Here is a 16,227-nt window from a genome sequence, read left to right as displayed (position 1 = left end):
CCCGCTGCGACTCAGCCGGTGCGTTTACGACTGCGCTTGCGTGCCGGCCTGGCCGTCATCTTGCCGCTCGCCGCCGGGGCGCCGCTGGCCAGTGCTGGATACTCATCACGCAGGCGCTGCAGCGATGACAGCGTGTCCGCATACAGGATGAAGTGCTGCAGGTAGGCCGGCGAGACATCGCGCATCAGGCTCAGCGCGCGATGGACCAGCACCGCCGAGTTCAGCGGTCCGGCGTTGCTCGGCAGCGGTTGCAGCGATGCGCGCAGCTGGCTGTCGGTGCGCAGCCGGGTCCATTGCTGGCGCGCCTGCTGCAAGGCTGGCAGATCTTCACCTGCGATCGCTGGCGACGCAGCTTGCCCGTCGGCCATCGTTGACGACCCTGAGCCGGCGACTGCCAGCTCGTCGAGCAGTTCGCGCAACGGACTGGGCAGCGCCGTGATCGCTGCGGATGTCGTGGCATCGCTCCGCGGCCAGGCTTTCAGATCAGCGGCATAGGTGTCGATCAAACCGCTCAGCCGTTGCAGCAGCAGTTGCCGTGCCCGCCCGCGGTGTTGATCGATGCGTCCGGCCAGCGCCTGGATCAGGCCGAAGCGCACAGGGTCCATGCGCCCGGCACCCTGCACGCACCAGCCTTGCAGCGTGTTGCGCAACTCCATCGCGTTGTCGCGCGGTTTACCGTCCATCATCGCTGGCGACGGATTTCGATGGCCGTGGCATCGGCGCGATCTCGACCCGGCGATTGCGGGCACGGCCGGCTTCGTCGGCGTTGGAGCTGACCGGTTGCTGGGCACCGAACGCGGCGGCGAACACCGAGTCAGCCGGCACGCCTTCGGCAATCAGGGTGCGGGTAACGGTCAGTGCGCGTTGTGCCGACAGTTCCCAGTTGTCATCGAACTGCAGGTTGCCCTGGCGAATCTGGCGGTCGTCGGTGAAGCCGCTGACCATCAGGATTTCCCGGCGCGATCGCAGGTAGCCGGCCAACGGCGCGGCCAGGCTTTTGATCACCTCGCGGCCCTCGTCCTGCAACTGGTCGGAGTTGAGCGCGAACAACACACTGCCATTGATGCCGATGCGGCCATCGACCAGGGTCACCCGGCCCTGTGCCAGCGGCACCGCCAGCGCCTGTTGCAGCGACTCTCGTTGTTGTTGTTCGAGCTTGCGCTGGTGGATTTCCTGATCCAGGCGTTTACTGAGCTGTGCCTGCACCGCGATCACGCCGACCAGGATCAGCACGAATGCACCCAGCAATACCGCCATCAGATCGGCGAAGCTGGCCCAGATCGGCGCGCCCAGTCCGGCATCGCCGTCCTGTTCCAGTGCGCCATCGAGTTCGTGCTCCAGACTCATGCTGCTTCTGCGTCGGCGGCCGCTGGATCGCGGCCTGCCAGTTGCTGCAGATCGGCCATGATCTGGCGCTGTGACAGCAGGTTGAGGTCAATGACTTCGCGCGCCTGGGCCACGTAATAGGCCAGTTGTTCGTCACTGCGTGCCATCGATTTGTCGAGTGCGGTTTCAATGCTCTGCAGGCGCGCCAACAACTGCTCGTTGCTGTGGCCGAACAGCTGCACCGACGCGCCCAGTGATTCGCCAAGGCTGGCGACTTCGCTGGCGCCGACCGCGACCTGGGCGGCGATCTCGCCGAGCTTGCCGGTCTCGCCTTCGATGTGATCACTGAATCGATTGCCGACCCGTTCCAGCAGATCCGCGGAAGTGGCGACCAGCGCATCGATGGCTGTGCGCTGTTCGCTCGAGGCGTGGTTGATCGCGCCCATCAACGTCTGCAGCGTGTCCATCAACTGGTTGCGTTCTTCCAGCATGCCGGTGTCGCGGACCATGCTGTCCGACAGCTGCTGGCGCAGCTCGGCGATCACTTCGGCGGCCGCGCGCGGGGCTTCCGAAGCGCTTTGCACCAGCTGCGAGATTTCGGCGATGGTCTGGCTGGCATGGCGCTGTGCCTGCGCGGTGATGTCGCGCGCGGTGCTGGCCAGCGCATCGCAGATCTGCTGCTGCAGTTGCGCGGTCTGGTTGCCGGCCTGCTGCCAGTCTTCGCGCAGGGTGGCGCTGGTCGATGCCAGCTGATCCGACCATGCTGCCAGCCGTTGTCCATCCTGCGCCGCCAGTGCCTGCTGCAGCTGCAGCTGCGACTGTTCGACGGCCTCGACCAGGCTGGCCGCGTATTCGCCGAAGCGTGCCGCCGACGCCTGCTGGGCCTGCGCATGCGCGTCGGCCAGTTCGGCATGGGCGTGGCGCTGCTGCGCCAGCAACGTGTCGCCAGCTTCGGCCAGTTGGCGTGCGCCGCTGTCCAGCTGCTGCGACACCGCCGCCAGCAGTTCGGTCGATTGCTGGCTGAAGCCCGTGCTGAACTGCTGCAGGGTCTGTTGCAGTTCACCGGCCAGCGCCTGGTGATTGCGCTGCTGCTCTGCCAATGCGGCTTGCCAGCTGCTGGCGGCGACCTCGCTGGCCTGGCTGAAGCCGTTCGACAGGGCATCCAGTTGCTGCTGCACGGCTGCGCCGACGCTGGCATGGATGGCGGTGGTTTCGCGGGCCAGTCCATCCAGGGTCTGCTGCACTGCAGGCTGCACGATATCGCCGACCGCACGCGCGCTTTTTTCGACGCCGGCCTGCAACGATTGCTGCAGGACCTCGGCCAGCTTCACGTACGCGGCCTCGGTGCGCTGATGGAATTCCTGCTGGCGCGCGGCCAGTTGCTCGCCGTTGTCCGCGCCCTGGCGGGCGATGCCGGTGGCAATGGCTTCCAGCCGTTCGACCAGTGCTGGCAGCAAGGCCGCCTGTTGCTGCTGCAGTTCAAACGCCTGCTCGCGCTGGTGCGACAGCGAATGCGCCCGCAACGGTCCGGCAATCGCCGTATCCAACTGCTGCACCAGCTGCAACCGCTCGCGCCGGCACAGTGCCGAGACCAGACCGAGCATCGCCGAACTGGCGACACCGGCGATCGACGTCCCGAAGGTGAAGCCCAGCCCCTGCACCGGCGCCGCCAGCGAACCGCGGATGGCTTCCAGATCGGTGGCCGTTTCCAGTGCCAGGCCGGTGCCGCGCAGGGTCGCCATCATGCCGAGCAGGGTGCCGAGCATGCCCAGCAACACCAGCAGACCGACCAGATACGGCGTCAATGCCGGCGCCGGCAGCGCGCTGCGCTCGTTCTCGATGCGCATCCGCACCGCATTGCGGATGCCCGGATGCAGCGGTTGCAGCCAAGATGCCAACGGGCTGGCGTCCGCATACGGCTGGGCCAACGCCACCGCCAGGGTCGCGCTGGCCTGGCGGTAACGATGCAGCTCGATGCCGCCGGTCAGGTAGCAGGCCAGGATCAGCAGGGCCACCAGTACGCCCAGCGGGTGGTTGCCGAGGTAACCGGCACCAATCCAGCAGGCCGGCACCAGGCCGATGAAAAACAGGGCGGGGATCAGGGGATTCTTGTTCATGACGGCATTGCCTGCGAATGACGAAGTGCTGCGAGCAGGCCTTCGATGGGTTGGAAACGAACGTCCAGTTCGGCGCGTAATACGTCCTGCATGTGGCGTCGGAAGCTGGCCAGCCAGACCTCGTCATCGGCACCAGCCCCGCTGTCAGCGGTGACCGGAGCGGTGGGCGCCAGCGGTTCCGCGCCGTCGCTTGCCACGCTGCCGGCCTCGACCGCAGCCACCACGCCCGCCAGCTCGCCGGCGTCGCTGACCGACGCCGCGACATGGGCTTGCCGCAGGCGCGCGAAATGCTGGCCCAGCAGCATCGGCACGCTGGCCAGCAACGTCTGTTCACGCGGGCTGATGGTCATTTCCATGACCGCGTCCAGTTCGGCCAGGCGGGCATTGTCGGCGCCACGGGTGGCCAGCAGGTCGCGCAGGCTGCCGCGCAGGCGACCGCTGGCGGCCAGCATCGAGCGCTGCAGGCCCAGGTAATGCTGGCGGAAGGGCTCGAAATCCGCTCTCCCGCCGGACGCGTCGCTGCGGTTGCGTGGAGGTGGCATGACAATGCTGGCGGGGTCGTCCAGGCGCGCGATCGAGCGCTCCAGTCCTTCGCGCAGGCGGCGGTACTCATCGGCCGGCGAGCCACTGGTAGTCGCCGCCGGCTCGGCGGCCACGGCCGGATTGTCCAGCGCGCGCGACAGCGCTACCGCCCGATTCCAGTCAAACCACTGGCTCAGGCGCTCGGACAAAGGCTGCGCGCAGCCGGGTACGTCCAGCTGCAGCAGCTGAGCCAATTGTCGAATGAACGCCGGCCCGGCGACCGGTGTCCGCTGTTGCACGTTTGCCACGCTACCGCTCAAAGGGCGGCAATTTTACATCAGTGGGCGCTGCCAGCCGGCGGTCGGAATTCGCACGGCAAGGCAGGTTCAGTTGCAGCGTGGAGGCATGCCCCGGCTCACATCGAAGCCGCGCCGGCGTCGAACGCGGCCAGGATCGGGCACGGCCCGGGCGCACCATCGGCGCATTGCCCGGCCAGCTGGCGCAGGCTGTCGCGGGCCTGCTGCAGCTCCGCGATCTGCTGCTCCAGCTTGAGCAGCCGCGCCTGCGCCAGTTCACGGACCCGGCGCCGGTCCTGGCCGCTGTCCAGGGCAATCAGCTCGCCGATTTCGCCGAGGCTGAAGCCAGCCCGCTGGGCCATGCGGATGAAACGCAGCTGGCGCACGTCCGACTCGCCGTAGCGACGAATGCCGCCGGCTCTGGCCGGCACGGGCAGCAAGCCTTTGCGCTGGTAGAAACGCACGGTTTCGACGCCGACGCCACCGGCTTCGGCAAATCGGGCAATCGAGAGGTCCATGGCTTGACTCCGTACCGGGGTACGGAGCTTATTGTGACTTTCCTGCGGCCACAAGCCGCCAAGGCGAGCACCGACATGAATCACAGATCCGCACCCGCCAGCAGCACTGACAGCCCGACCCGGACCGCGGTCCTCTATCGCATGGTCATGGACAAACACGTTTGCCCGTACGGACTGAAAGCGCTGCATCTGCTGCGCAGCCAGGGCTTCGTGGTTGACGATCGCTGGCTGACCTCCCGCGAAGCCACCGACGCATTCAAGCGCGAGCACGCCGTTGCGACCACACCACAGGTGTTCATCGACGGACGCCGGATCGGCGGGCATGACGATCTGCGCCGCCATCTCGGCAAAGCGGTCGCCGACCCCGACGCCAGCAGCTACCGCCCCGTGGCCGCACTGTTCGCGATGGCCGCGTTGATGGCGCTGGCGGCCAGCCACGCCGCCTTCGGTTCGCCCTGGACATGGCAGGCGCTGGGTTGGTTTGTCGGTTTCAGCATGACGGTGCTGGCGCTGCTGAAGCTGCAGGATGTCGAGCGCTTCGCGACGATGTTCCTCAACTACGATCTGCTGGCCCGGCGCTGGGTGCCGTATTCATACCTGTACCCGCTTGCCGAAGGCAGCGCTGGCATCCTGATGATTGCCGGCGTTGGCAACTGGCTGTCGATCCCGCTGGCGTTGTTCATCGGCACGGTCGGGGCGGTATCGGTGTTCAAGGCGGTCTACATCGACCGCCGCGAGCTCAAATGCGCCTGCGTCGGTGGCGCGAGCAAAGTCCCGTTGGGCTTCGTCTCGCTGGTCGAGAACCTGATGATGATCGCGATGGCGGTGTGGATGTGGCTGGCCGGCAGCGGCCTGCTGCCCGGACTCGGCCACGCCATGCACTGAAGGCCGGCGGTGGCGCAGGCGTGATCGGTTACGATCAACGACCCGTCAAGGAAGCCCCACCCCCATGACCGATTCCAGCAAATCTCCCGTCGACCCCGCCGTCACCCAGCAGCAGGCCGAAGACGCCGTGCGCGTGCTGCTGCGCTGGGCCGGCGAGGATGTCGCCCGCGAAGGCCTGCAGGACACCCCCAAGCGCGTGGCCAAGGCGTATCGCGACTGGTTCAGCGGCTACCAGATCGATCCGCGCGAGTACCTGCAGCGCACGTTCGAGGAAGTCGCCGGCTACGACGAGATGATCGTGCTGCGCGACATCGAATATGAAAGCCATTGCGAGCATCACATGGCGCCGATCATCGGCAAGGTCCACGTCGGCTACCTGCCCGATGGCAAGGTGGTCGGCATCAGCAAGCTGGCGCGGGTGGTCGATGCCTATGCGCGTCGCTTCCAGGTGCAGGAAAAAATGACCGCGCAGATCGCCCAGTGCATCCAGGACGTGCTTCAGCCGCGTGGCGTCGCGGTGGTAGTCGAGGGTGCGCACGAATGCATGACCACCCGTGGCGTGCACAAGCGTGGCGTCAGCATGGTGACTTCGAAGATGCTGGGCGAGTTCCGCGAGGACGCGCGTACCCGCACAGAGTTCCTGCGCTTCATCGAAGCCGGCGGCAGCCGCCGCTGATGGCGGTGGCGGTAGCGAAGGCATGCCCGTGTGGCAGTGGTCGCCACTACGCCGATTGCTGCGGGCCTTGCCACACAGGCAGCGCCGCCGCCGATGCCGAACAGCTGATGCGTTCGCGTTACAGCGCCTACGTATTGGCTGACACCGACTATCTGCGCGCGACCTGGGATCCGGGCACCTGCCCGGCCGATCTCGACGCAAGCACACCCGCTACCACCTGGCTGGGCCTGTCCATCAGGCAGCATCGTGTCACCGGCGATGACCGTGCCGATGTCGAATTCATCGCCCGTTACCGGATCGGTGGCGGCCGCGCCGTGCGCATACACGAACTCAGCCACTTCGTGCGCCGCGATGGCCGCTGGTTCTATCTCGACGGCGAGCATTATTGATGCCACGTGCATTCGTTTGGCGCTGATGCAAGCCACCTCACCCGACTGAGCGCCGCCTGACCCATTGCCGATGCTCACTCGCCTTGAACGGGCGAACCCGGCAAAGTAGCGTCTCCCCCCGGTCGCAATGGAAGACGACATGATGCTTCGTTCGATGACACCGCTGCTGGCGCTGGCCGCCATGGCCGGCGCGCATGCCGACCCGGCATTCGATCAGTGCCTGTCACGGCTGCAGACACAGGCCGCCGCCCAGGGCGTGAATGCCGAATCATTCAACCGCTTCACCGCCGATCTGCAGCCGGACATGAGCGTGCTGGAGTTGCTGGACAAGCAACCGGAATTCAGCACCCCGCTATGGGATTATCTGGCCGCTCTGGTCGATGACGAACGCGTGGCCGATGGCCAGGCGATGCTGGCGCAGTACCGCGACGTACTGGATCAGGTCGAGCGCGATTACGGCGTGGATGCCGCAACCGTGGTCGCGGTCTGGGGCGTGGAAAGCAACTACGGCCGCATCTTCGGCAAGCGCCCGTTGCTGGTGTCGCTGTCGACGCTGTCCTGCAACGGACGCCGGCAGGATTTCTTCCGCGGCGAGTTCATCGCCACGCTCAAGCTGCTGCAGGCTGGCGATATCCAGGCCGAAGGCCTGACCGGATCCTGGGCCGGCGCCTTCGGCCACACTCAGTTCATGCCGTCCACCTATGCCCGCATCGCGGTCGATGGGGATGGCGATGGTCGTCGTGATCTGGTTGCCAGCATTCCCGACGCGCTGGCATCAACCGCCAATTACCTGAAGCGCGCCGGCTGGCGCAGCGGTGAGAGCTGGGGTTACGAGGTCAGGTTGCCGGCGGGTTTCAATGCCGCCGCGGCCGGGCGCAAGGCGCGTAAACCGATATCGGCGTGGGCGGCGCAAGGCGTTACTGGCATCGACGGCAGCGCCCTGTCCGGCAACGGCAACGCCGCCATCCTGGTGCCGACCGGCGTACAGGGGCCGGCATTCCTGGTGACCCGCAATTACGACGCGATCTATTCCTACAATGCCGCCGAGAGCTATGCACTGGCGATCGCGCTGCTGTCGGATCGGTTGCGCGGCAAGCCCGGCATCATCAGCGCCTGGCCAACCGATGACCCCGGCCTGTCGCGGGCACAGCGGCGGCAGCTGCAGACCCTGTTGCTGGAACGCGGCTACGACATCGGCGAAGTCGATGGCATGGTCGGCAGCAACACCCGCCGTGCGATCCAGCAGGAACAACAACGGCTTGGCATCACGCCTGCCGACGGTCGCGCCGGACTCAGCATATTGCAGGCACTGCAATCAGCGCCGGCATCAACCAGCACGCCAAGCATCCAGCCCGAGTCGAATCCATGAGCGAGTTGCCCAGCGGTATTTCATTCTCCGAGTTCGCCGGCATTCCAGTCTGGCAGGTGCAGACCGCGCACGCATTTGCCGCCATCAGCCAGTTTGGCGGCCAGTTGCTGTCGTGGCACCCGACTGACGAGGAAGAGGTCTTGTGGATGTCGCCGCAGCCGCTGCGCGCACCCAGGCCGATTCGCGGCGGCGTACCGATCTGCTGGCCATATTTCGCCCGCCAGGGCCAGTCAGCGGATGCGCCGCAGCACGGTCATGCGCGGGTCGAACGCTGGCAGCTCAGCCGCATCAGCAAGGACGCCGATGGCAGCGTGATGCTGCAGATCGAACTGCCCGCCGATCACCGCACGCCGCTGCGCTTGCAGCAGCAGATCCATGTAGGCCGACATCTGCGGCAGCGCCTGATCACCAGCCATGAAAGCCGCAGCAGCGCGGTTGCGTCCGGCGGCGATGGCGTCCGTGACGACCAGCGGCCCGAGCTCGCGCTGACCCAGGCGCTGCACAGCTATTTCCGTGTCGCCGACGTCGAAACCGTGCGCATCCAGGGCGTTGAAGATCTGGATTACGCCGACAATTACGACAAGGCGGTCCACCAGCAACACGGTGCCTGGCAACTGGACGATCCGCGTGATCCCGGACGCAGTGATCGCATCTACCGGACCAGCGGCAGTCATTTCGAGCTGATCGATGCCGTTGCGCGTCGACGTGTCGATATCCGCAGCGAGGGCAGCCAGTCGCTGGTGATCTGGAATCCGGGCCGCGACGCGGCCCAGGCCATGGTCGACGTGCCCGGTGAGTCGTGGCGGGATTTCGTCTGCGTGGAAGTGGCCAACGCCGGCGAAGACGTGGTGGCACTGGCGCCTGGCCAGCAGCATGTCCTGCAGCAGACGGTATCGCTTGCCCGCTTGTGAAAGCGGCAGGTCGTGGTGTCGCGACCTGCCGGCGATCACCAGATCTGGCACCGATCAATCGTTCTCGACATGGATGATCTCGCCGCTGTTGGCGTCCAGATGGATCTCGACATCGTTGCCATCGGCGCGTTCGGCCTCGGCCTTCCACATGCCGTCGTCGAAATCGACATCATGGACCTTTGAGTAGCCAGCAGTGGCCAGCCTGGCCTTGATGTCGTTCTCGCTCAGGTTGGAAACCAGATCATCAGCGGTGATGCTGCCGTCGGCCGGATTGACATGCAGGTCAACCCGGTTGCCGTTGGCGCTGGTGGCGTCGGTTTCCCACATGCCGTCTTCAAAATCCAGATCGTCGATCCGGGTATAGCCTTTTTCCTGCAGCAGCTGCCGCACCTGCGGCTCCTTCATTGCGTCGGCAGGGGCCGCTGTCTGCGCGAATGACGATGCCGCCAGCAGGGACAGCGACAATGCGCTTGCCAGCAGCAACGGACCTGACCTGGGATTGAGGGAGATGCGATGCATGGGAGACTCCGGTGATGGATGTGTGGCCATGGTGACGATGGCCGGATCAGCGCGCGGTGAACGACCAGCGCCGCCGCACACATCCGGTTCACCATCGTCACCTGGCCGTGATGCCGGTGAATGCCAGCCGTCATGCCGCCGCGCGTGCTTCCTCCCGTAACGTTCGTGCCGCTTGAACCAGCGCGCGTAGCGCCGCTTCGGCCTGTGGCCAGTCGCGGGTTTTCAGACCGCAGTCGGGGTTGACCCACAACTGGTCATCGCCCAGCACCTGGCGTGCTTTGCGCAACAAGCCGGCCATTTCTCCGGCCTCCGGCACGCGCGGCGAGTGGATGTCGTACACCCCGGGGCCGATCTGGTTGGGATAGCGGTCACGCACGAAAGCATCAAGCAGCTCCATCCGCGAGCGCGAAGTCTCGATCGAGATGACGTCGGCATCCAGCGCCGCCACCGCGGGCATGATGTCGTTGAACTCGGAATAGCACATGTGGGTGTGGATCTGGGTGCTGTCGGCGACGCCGCCGGCACTGATGCGGAAGCAGTCCACCGCCCAGTCCAGATAGGCCTGCCAGTCGACGCGTCGCAGCGGCAGCCCTTCGCGCAGCGCCGGTTCGTCAATCTGGATGATTTCAATGCCGGCGCGTTCCAGATCCAGCACCTCATCGCGCAGCGCCAACGCAATCTGCCGGCAGGTATCCGCGCGCGACTGGTCGTCACGCACGAACGACCACTGCAACATCGTCAGCGGCCCGGTCAGCATTCCTTTCATCGGCTTTGCGGTCAGCGACTGCGCATGCCGCGCCCAGCGTACCGTCATCGGCGCCGGGCGTGCGACGTCACCATAGATGATCGGCGGTTTGACGCAGCGCGATCCGTAGCTTTGTACCCAACCCAGTCGGGTGAAGGCGAAGCCGTCCAGCTGCTCGCCGAAGTACTCGACCATATCGTTGCGTTCGAACTCCCCATGCACCAGTACGTCCAGGCCTATCTGCTCCTGCAGGCGCACGCAGGATTCGGTCAGCGCCAGCAGCACGGCCTCGTAACCGGCCTCATCCAGCCTGCCTGCCCTGTATGCGGCGCGGGCCTGCCGCAGGTCGCGGGTCTGCGGGAACGAGCCGATGGTGGTGGTGGGATACAACGGCAACTGCAGGCGCTGCTGCTGCAGTGGCTTGCGTTGCGGATAGGGCAGACCGCGACGGCTGGCATCCGCGTCCAATGCGGCCATCCGTTGGGCCACGTCAGCACGATGCACCCGCGCCGATTGCCGGCGTGATGCGATCCGGTCACGCGCAGCGGCCAGCGCCGTTGCCGCCTCGGCAGGATGATCCAGGGCTTGCGCGACGACAGCCAGTTCCTCGATCTTCTGCTTTGCGAACGACAGCCAGGAATGGACGTCCACCGGCAACGACGGCTCCAGGTCCAGATCGATCGGCAGGTGCAACAGCGAACAGGAAGGCGCCAGCCACAGCTGCGCCGGTTGCAGATGGCCGCGTGCATAGCGGGCCACGGTGACCGCATGGTCGAGCTGGCTGCGCCAGACGTTGCGGCCGTCAATCAGTCCCGCCGACAGCACGCGACCTGCTGGCCATTGCGCCAGCGCTTCATCCAGCTGCTCCAGACCACGTACCAGATCGAGGTGGATACCCTCGACCGGCAGCGACAGTGCCAATGGCAGGTTGTCGTCGAGCTTGCCGAAATACGTGGCCAGCAACAGCCGGGGCCGCGCTGTCTGCGGCGCTGCGGCCAGCTGCGCATAGGCCAGGCGATAGGCAGCCGCGCTCGCCGCGTCAAGGTCCAGCACCAGACAGGGCTCATCCAGTTGCACCCAGTCGGCACCGGCCTGCTGCAACTGCTGCAGAAGTTGCGCATAGGCGGGCAACAACCGGGGCAGCAGGTCCAGCGCATTGCTGCCATCGGTGGTCTTGGACAACTTGAGCAGGCTGACCGGCCCCAGTAACACCGGGCGCGAGTGGAACCCCAACGCCTTGGCTTCAAGGAACTCCGCGACCGGCTTGTCACCCCGCAGCTGGAATGTCTGGTCCGCGGTCAACTCCGGCACGAGATAGTGGTAGTTGGTATCGAACCACTTGGTCATTTCCAGCGCAGGCAGGTCGACGCCGTCCTGCTGGTGGCCACGCGCCATCGCGAAGTAGCCTGCCAACGGATCCTGTTGCATCAGCGCCTGGTAACGCGGCGGTATCGCATCGAACAGGCAGGCGGTGTCCAGCACGTGGTCATACAGGCTGAAGTCATTGCTGGGTACCACGCTGGCGCCGGCGTCGCGTTGCAGCTGCCAGTGCCGATGGCGCAGCTGCCTGGCGCTGGCCAGCAGTGCGGCCGGATCGCGCTGGTCGCGCCAATAGGCTTCCAGCGCGCGCTTCAGTTCGCGGCGTGCACCGATGCGCGGAAATCCCAGGGTGGTGACGACGGTGCCATTGCGGGTGTTGCTGATTGTCATGCTCGTATCCTCATGCGTGTCGGATGAGGAACGAAGGGCCGTGCACACGCGCGCCTGCTGTCGAGAGCCCGCCATGCCGCAGTGACCTTCGCCCCCGCGGGCGAACCGGACACCGCGGCGTCGGGGCAGTCACGCGCACGACCACGCGCCAGCATGATCGGCAGGTTCCAGCCACTCCCCCGCGGGAGTTCCAGGTCGACGGTGGACGTACAGGTCCCCCGGCCGGGGCAGGTCTTCGGGCTTATGGACGGCATGCGGATGCTGCGTGCATGTGGCCTACGTCGCCGCTTCCCGGTCACTGGACCAGTGCATGTGGCGATGTCGTTTCCAATTACCGCTGCGGGGCAGCGCCGGAATAGGACCATATGGTCCGCACCGGCTTCCCTTTTAATCCCATCTCTTCATCTGCATGAAGAGATGGAAACCTTCGGCATGCGCAAGTTACCCGCCGGCCCCGGTAACGTCAAGTAGCGGTGACGCTCGACAAGCCGTCGCGGTCGGCACGCACGCAACCGCGCTTTTCTGTTTCACTAGCCGCTGGAGGGCACCCCACTGCCAGGAGTCGACCATGTCAGAAGCCAGCACCCATCCCGAAGCCATGCCGCAGGCACGCCTGACCGAAGTCCGGCTGCTGCACATGGTGTTTCCCGATCACACCAACCACCTTGGCACGCTGTTCGGCGGCCAGGCTCTGGCATGGATGGACATGGCCGCCTTCATCGTGGCCTCGCGCTATGCGCGCAGCACCGTGGTCACCGCGCGCTCGGAACAGGTCGACTTCAACCAGCCGATCCACAAGGGCGATCTGGTCGAAATCGTCGCCCGCATCGTCAAGGTCGGGCGCAGTTCGATGCATGTGGACGTGGAAGTGATCACCGAAGATCTGCTCAACGGCGAACGCAAGCTGTGCACCCGCGGCCACTTCGTGATGATTGCCCTGGACCCGCTGGGGCAACCGACCGCGGCACCGCCGTTGCCGAGCGATCATCCCCCAGCGTAGAGCGGAGCTGGCTCCGCTGTCCCAAGACAATAGCCACATCCCGGCAGTGCGCGCCATGGCGGAAGCGCAGCAAGCTGCGCTCTACGACGTAGCGCCCACGTCCTCCGTAGAGCGGAGCTTGCTCCGCTACCCCAGGGCAATAGCCACATCCGGGCTGTGCGCACCATGGCTGAAGCGCAGCAAGCTGCGCTCTACGAGGTTGCGCCCACATCTTTCGTAGAGCGGAGCTTGCTCCGCTTTCCCAGCCAATAGCCACCTCCCAGCCGCGTGCGCCATGGCGGAAGCGCAGCAAGCTGCGCTCTACGACGTAGCGCCCACATCTTTCGTAGAGCGGAGCTTGCTCCGCTGTCCCAGGCAATAGCCACATCCCAGCCGCGTGCGCCATGGCGGAAGCGCAGCAAGCTGCGCTCTACGATGTCGCGCCCACATCTTCCGTAGAGCGGAGCTTGCTCCGCTGTCCCAGCCAATAGCCACGTCCCGGCTGTTTGCGCCATGGCAGAAGCGCTGCAAGCTGCGCTCCACGTGGCGCCACGCTCAGCGCGCGGCGTTGCTGTCCATCGTCGCGTTGCGACTGCTGTCGCGGTACTGCGCGGTATCGCGCATGCCGGTGGTATGGCACCAACCGGTCTTGTGACCTCGATTGACCGCACCGGGCAACTGGCCGCGTGATTTCTCGGTGGTGCCGTCTTCCGGGTTCGACAACAGCGCATCGGTCGCCAAGTGGCAGTAGTCGTTGAAGATACTTCTGTCGGCTTCGGAGGTGGTGTAGTAATTAACCTTGGCCCGCTGACTATTGCTGATCCCAGCCAACCAGCTGGCGGCACCGCTGGTGGTCAGGTTGGTGTTCTTTCCGCAGCCAACCCCGAACACATTGCCGATGGCGGCCAGATTGCCAGCCAATGGCGTGCCCTGGTAAGGGGTCCCGACCGATTGGATCAAGCGGCCACCGGAAGCACGATCCAGGCCACTCCAGTAGTAAGCGGCCAGATGCAAGGCAGCAGCACCGCCCTGGCTATGGGCGACGATGCCATAGGAATTGCGGGCCGCGTCGCCCTGGCTGCGGATCAAACGGGCAAAGGCGTCGTGGCTGCGATTCTTCTGATGATCCTTGAACACGATCTCGCCGGTGAAATCGCCGGTCGGCCAGACCGCGCTGGAGCAGTAGCCGTGAACCAGCATCAAACCCCTGCCGGTGGCATTGATGCCGACATCGCTCTGGAGTCGTTGTAGCTGGGTCGGTCGCGGTCCATACAACATTGCCTCATCCAGCTCGCCGCTTTGCACATGCTTGAGGCTTGCGGTGCTGCGCGCGACCGATTTGCTGATCGTCAACGGCAGTCGCGTGGCACTCGCAAGGGTCACGAAATGGTCGGGGTCCTCGATCCGCAGATTGCGTAGTTCAAATGGTGCACGTGCACCACTGCGCTTGATCCAGCGCGGATCGAAACCGATGTCGAGACGCCCGTCCTCCGGCAGGACCATGCCGCCAACCCAGGCAACCGCCACATCGTTGGCACCCCACACTTCCGCCAACACGCGATAGTGCTTGCCGGGATCACGCGCCGCCAGCGGCAGCGACAGGGCCAGCCGGTTGTCGCTGGTGGCCTGCATGCTGGCGGTTCCTTTCGCCAGCGCAAGAGCCGAGTCCAGCACCGGTATCAGATGCGCGGTGGTACGAATCAACGGATTGCCCTCGCCATCGCGCCCATGGGCAATGACCTGGGCGCTGTACACGCCAGCGCTGCCCGGACGGAACGCTGCGGCATAGACGCCGTCGTTGGCGGCGCCGTCGTCGTGGCGACCGTCGTCATGCATGAGGTACTCGGTTTCAGTGCCAGCCTCGTCGGTCACTCGCAGGATGGCGCGGTCCATCCGCGTGCCAAGTCGCGTGCTGGAGTAGTCACTGTTGGCGTCTTCGAGCAGGCTGCGCACCACGAACGACTGGCCGAGTTTACGATCATGATGAGCCTGGTAGCTGCCCAGGGCGATGGCTTCGTCACCTTCGACCAGGACAAAGCCGCGCTGGCCCGGCTCTCCTTGCAACTGCACCTGCCAATCGCCGCTCGCGGCCTGGTTGAACTGGTAACGTTGGCCGCTGACACCGGGCATGCTGGCATCCAGTGCCACCGCCTGCCTATTGCCGGCCAGGGTGGCGGAGTCCAGTGTTTGCCCGCTCGGCGAAACCAGCGAAGCCGCACGCGATGCCTTCTGGCTGATCAGCACGAATTGCAGCCGGTCGTTCTCGACTGGAAGACTACCCTGCCAGTTGCCAGCCGCATCAAACTCAATCGGCAACAATGCGCTGCGCGAAAACTGCATGCCGGCACTGGCATCGGCGGCTTGCATCGAGGCCATTTCCTGCGGCGGCCCCGCCAGTTGCTTGGCCTGCAGCGGCGCCGCCTGCCCCCAGCTGCTGGTGGCAAACAGCGACAACGAAATACCAATGCCCAGTCGTGACCACAGCATCATCAGCTTGCTCCTTTTCTTTCTGCCTGCAACGCGGATGCCGTCAATCGGTATCTCGCCAGGCGGGTGATCCCTGTTGTCCCGGTTATACGCGCGACCGTGGCAATGCAAAGCAGATGCGCAGTCGAATGCGTGGAACCCGGGCAGCGGTCACGAAAAGAAACCCCGAATGTGAGTAACTCGCTGCAGCGCGGCAGCGGCAGCGGTCGTTACAAGGCTTGCGGATCGCTCAGATCCAGGCTGCCTTCGCCACTGAAACGGCGGGTGCCGAACATGCCGCCTGACAGTTTTCCGCGGACACGGTAGTCCAGCCTGGTCGGCGGTTTCTGCGCCATGCCCAGGAATTGCTTGAACAGGTTCAGACCCGACACGGTGACCGGAATTGTCACCACGGTCTCGCCAAAGCGCGGCACCGTGCCGGTCTGGTCGCTGACGCCCGTGGCGACCTGGCGGCCGTTGAGATCCAGCTGCAAGGCCGCGCCGTCGTAGTCGATGGCAATGTCATTGGGATTCTGCACCCGCAGCTTGACCGCGAAGCGCATTTCCATGCCTTCGCCAGGCAATGATTCGACCCCGGCGACATCGACATTCAGCGGATCGCGATTGGACAGGCTGGCGCAACCGCTGAACAACAATGCCAGCAACAGCATCATGGCGATACGCATGCGGAAATCTCCTGTGTTCGAACAGTTGGCACTTTAGCGCATGCTCGTACTGCTGGCCCGCCCCCACCCCAGCCCCCGTATCAAGTACGGGGCAGGCTCTCCCCCGTAAACGG

At 65.3% G+C, this 16,227-nt stretch carries 15 protein-coding genes and 1 riboswitch; of the genes, 6 read left to right on the top strand and 9 right to left on the bottom strand.

The window, feature by feature from the left end; translation table 11 throughout:
- Positions 1-11: 11 nt before the first annotated feature.
- The 5 genes from ABB29_RS12690 to ABB29_RS12670 all read right to left on the bottom strand — a co-directional run bounded on the left by ABB29_RS12690 (position 12) and on the right by ABB29_RS12670 (position 4,779).
- Positions 12-683 carry a DUF2894 domain-containing protein gene (locus ABB29_RS12690; protein WP_057659661.1) on the bottom strand — a complete coding sequence of 224 codons (672 nt, stop codon included), beginning with the start codon at positions 681-683 and terminating at the stop codon, positions 12-14.
- Positions 673-1,347: an OmpA family protein gene (locus ABB29_RS12685; protein ID WP_057659659.1), complete on the bottom strand. Its 675-nt coding sequence runs from the start codon at positions 1,345-1,347 to the stop codon at positions 673-675. The genes ABB29_RS12690 and ABB29_RS12685 overlap by 11 nt, the downstream gene beginning before the upstream one ends.
- On the bottom strand, positions 1,344-3,443 hold the full coding sequence (locus ABB29_RS12680) for a DUF802 domain-containing protein (protein ID WP_057659656.1): 2,100 nt from the start codon (positions 3,441-3,443) through the stop codon (positions 1,344-1,346). Before ABB29_RS12680 ends, ABB29_RS12685 begins: the two co-directional genes overlap by 4 nt.
- Complete coding sequence (locus ABB29_RS12675; RefSeq protein WP_157062640.1) at positions 3,440-4,285, bottom strand: DUF3348 domain-containing protein; 846 nt, start codon at positions 4,283-4,285, stop codon at positions 3,440-3,442. Before ABB29_RS12675 ends, ABB29_RS12680 begins: the two co-directional genes overlap by 4 nt.
- 95 nt (positions 4,286-4,380) lie before the next feature.
- The gene (locus tag ABB29_RS12670) at positions 4,381-4,779 is read right to left on the bottom strand and encodes a MerR family transcriptional regulator (protein WP_057659654.1); all 399 of its coding nucleotides are present in this window, start codon (positions 4,777-4,779) and stop codon (positions 4,381-4,383) included.
- Between the two features lie 75 nt (positions 4,780-4,854).
- Here ABB29_RS12670 and ABB29_RS12665 point away from each other — a divergent pair, with 75 nt between their 5' ends.
- The 5 genes from ABB29_RS12665 (at position 4,855) to ABB29_RS12645 (ending at position 9,009) form a co-directional block, all read left to right on the top strand.
- Complete coding sequence (locus ABB29_RS12665; RefSeq protein WP_057659729.1) at positions 4,855-5,664, top strand: MauE/DoxX family redox-associated membrane protein; 810 nt, start codon at positions 4,855-4,857, stop codon at positions 5,662-5,664.
- Positions 5,665-5,728: 64 nt separating this feature from the next.
- Complete coding sequence (folE, locus tag ABB29_RS12660; protein ID WP_057659652.1) at positions 5,729-6,340, top strand: GTP cyclohydrolase I FolE; 612 nt, start codon at positions 5,729-5,731, stop codon at positions 6,338-6,340.
- A complete protein-coding gene (locus ABB29_RS12655) occupies positions 6,340-6,729 on the top strand; it encodes a YchJ family protein (RefSeq protein WP_057659650.1) in 390 nt (129 codons plus the stop codon). Before folE ends, ABB29_RS12655 begins: the two co-directional genes overlap by 1 nt.
- Positions 6,730-6,868: 139 nt before the next feature.
- Positions 6,869-8,098: a lytic murein transglycosylase gene (locus tag ABB29_RS12650; RefSeq protein WP_057659648.1), complete on the top strand. Its 1,230-nt coding sequence runs from the start codon at positions 6,869-6,871 to the stop codon at positions 8,096-8,098.
- Entirely contained in the window at positions 8,095-9,009 is a 915-nt protein-coding gene (locus ABB29_RS12645) for a D-hexose-6-phosphate mutarotase (RefSeq protein ID WP_057659646.1), read from the top strand. Before ABB29_RS12650 ends, ABB29_RS12645 begins: the two co-directional genes overlap by 4 nt.
- 54 nt (positions 9,010-9,063) lie before the next feature.
- Here the strand turns inward: ABB29_RS12645 and ABB29_RS12640 are convergent, their stop codons facing one another.
- Both ABB29_RS12640 and metE read right to left on the bottom strand, forming a co-directional pair.
- Positions 9,064-9,528 (bottom strand): PepSY domain-containing protein, encoded by a 465-nt coding sequence (locus ABB29_RS12640; protein ID WP_057659643.1) that lies wholly within the window; start codon positions 9,526-9,528, stop codon positions 9,064-9,066.
- A 130-nt stretch (positions 9,529-9,658) separates the two neighbouring features.
- Positions 9,659-11,983, bottom strand: coding sequence for a 5-methyltetrahydropteroyltriglutamate--homocysteine S-methyltransferase (gene metE / locus ABB29_RS12635; protein WP_057659641.1), 2,325 nt, complete (start codon positions 11,981-11,983; stop codon positions 9,659-9,661).
- Positions 11,984-12,192: 209 nt separating this feature from the next.
- Positions 12,193-12,428: riboswitch (cobalamin riboswitch) on the bottom strand.
- A 123-nt stretch (positions 12,429-12,551) separates the two neighbouring features.
- Here metE and ABB29_RS12630 point away from each other — a divergent pair.
- Positions 12,552-12,983 (top strand): acyl-CoA thioesterase, encoded by a 432-nt coding sequence (locus ABB29_RS12630; protein WP_057659639.1) that lies wholly within the window; start codon positions 12,552-12,554, stop codon positions 12,981-12,983.
- Positions 12,984-13,517: 534 nt separating this feature from the next.
- Here ABB29_RS12630 and ABB29_RS12625 read toward each other — a convergent pair.
- Positions 13,518-15,452, bottom strand: coding sequence for a choice-of-anchor X domain-containing protein (locus tag ABB29_RS12625; RefSeq protein WP_057659638.1), 1,935 nt, complete (start codon positions 15,450-15,452; stop codon positions 13,518-13,520).
- A 206-nt stretch (positions 15,453-15,658) separates the two neighbouring features.
- A complete protein-coding gene (locus ABB29_RS12620) occupies positions 15,659-16,114 on the bottom strand; it encodes an LEA/WHy family protein (protein WP_057659636.1) in 456 nt (151 codons plus the stop codon).
- Positions 16,115-16,227 lie beyond the last annotated feature (113 nt).

It is taken from the genome of Pseudoxanthomonas dokdonensis (assembly GCF_001431405.1).
GTDB classification, from domain to species: Bacteria; Pseudomonadota; Gammaproteobacteria; order Xanthomonadales; family Xanthomonadaceae; genus Pseudoxanthomonas_A; species Pseudoxanthomonas_A dokdonensis.
Note: the sequence above shows the minus strand (reverse complement) of the source record. Positions and strands in the feature narration are given on the sequence as shown.